Raw genomic sequence first — 1,091 nt, 5'->3', positions numbered from 1 at the left:
AGATCGATAGTTTCCTCGACCACGTTCTTGGCGAACCACTTACCAAAACACTTGTGACTGGTGATTTTGATTTGCTGTAAAATGTAACGTACCATGTTGTTAATTGATAATTGAAAATTGATAATTAAAGTGCCATCCGGAATGACAATGCGAAGGTACTACTTCTTGGAAAGTCGTTGGCAGGCATCGTCTAACATACGAAGAAAATTTTGATATAAAGGTGATTTTTTTAGTGCTTCCTGGTCCTGGAGCTCCGGAGACAGGTCGATACAGTAGTCTTCGCAAATGTAACGCACGGCTTGAGGTGGAAGCTTTTTGGCTTTGGGCGATATGCCCATGGCTGTGAGTACGGGCTGCCTGGTGGCAAGATAACGGCTAAAGGTTCGTGTAGAAACACCAGCCAGTTCGGCCAGTTTCGACTTGCTGATAAATAAATGCTTATTGTAGAAATTAATCATATTGATGGTGGTTGAAAAGTAAGTTGATTGTTGATAAAAAGTAAATTGATTGTGATTAAAAAACAAGTTGATTATCTCGCAGAATCAAGTACAAAATCCACGATGTCGATACACCGCTGTTTTTGTTCCTCGGTGGCATGCAGTTCCAAGGTATTGTCAATCCGCAACCGGATGTCGTAATACAGTTCTGCCTGCTTGGCATAGTCGAGAAAAAACACGTAGTTGCTCATCGTAGGGTCAGTTCGCGGATAGATGGTTACCGTGCTGCCCTGCAGCGGCGCCAGCATGTCCATCACCGATATGAGCATCCAGCGGCGTCATCATGTCGTCTATCATCCAGAAGATGGTTCGCCCGTTCTTGGTTTTACCCAACCGATAGCACTCAGCTGCATGCAGCGCCTGCTCTGTGGTGAGCACCCCATGCCCTATTAGCACCTGCAAGAAATCGAACTCGCTTGCCCTGCAAGCCTCAACCATCGGCAGCGAAGGCAACATAAAGTTCACCCTCCGTTCTATCTCTGGCGCCAACCTTTCACTCATAGCCTTAAACGTGTTGCAGAAAACCTCATTCCACTTCATCGGCTCGCGCGGGTTATAATTAATTAATAATTAAATTAAATTTAAATTAAGCCC

At 44.8% G+C, this 1,091-nt stretch carries 3 protein-coding genes; all 3 read right to left on the bottom strand.

The features are described 5' to 3' along the window. Positions 1 to 158: 158 nt before the first annotated feature. The 3 genes from T500_RS0114765 to T500_RS0114760 all read right to left on the bottom strand — a co-directional run bounded on the left by T500_RS0114765 (position 159) and on the right by T500_RS0114760 (position 998). The gene (locus tag T500_RS0114765) at positions 159 to 458 is read right to left on the bottom strand and encodes a hypothetical protein (RefSeq protein ID WP_028908738.1); all 300 of its coding nucleotides are present in this window, start codon (positions 456 to 458) and stop codon (positions 159 to 161) included. 71 nt (positions 459 to 529) lie between these two features. Further along, positions 530 to 688, bottom strand: a complete 159-nt coding sequence (locus tag T500_RS17105) for a hypothetical protein (RefSeq protein ID WP_155267593.1) — start codon at positions 686 to 688, stop codon at positions 530 to 532. A 7-nt stretch (positions 689 to 695) separates the two neighbouring features. Then, positions 696 to 998 carry a hypothetical protein gene (locus T500_RS0114760; protein WP_155267592.1) on the bottom strand — a complete coding sequence of 101 codons (303 nt, stop codon included), beginning with the start codon at positions 996 to 998 and terminating at the stop codon, positions 696 to 698. Positions 999 to 1,091: the final 93 nt, after the last annotated feature.

Origin of the sequence: Xylanibacter ruminicola Ga6B6 (genome assembly GCF_000687715.1) — a bacterium.
In the GTDB taxonomy this organism is placed as follows: domain Bacteria; phylum Bacteroidota; class Bacteroidia; order Bacteroidales; family Bacteroidaceae; genus Prevotella; species Prevotella ruminicola_B.
Note: the sequence above shows the minus strand (reverse complement) of the source record. Positions and strands in the feature narration are given on the sequence as shown.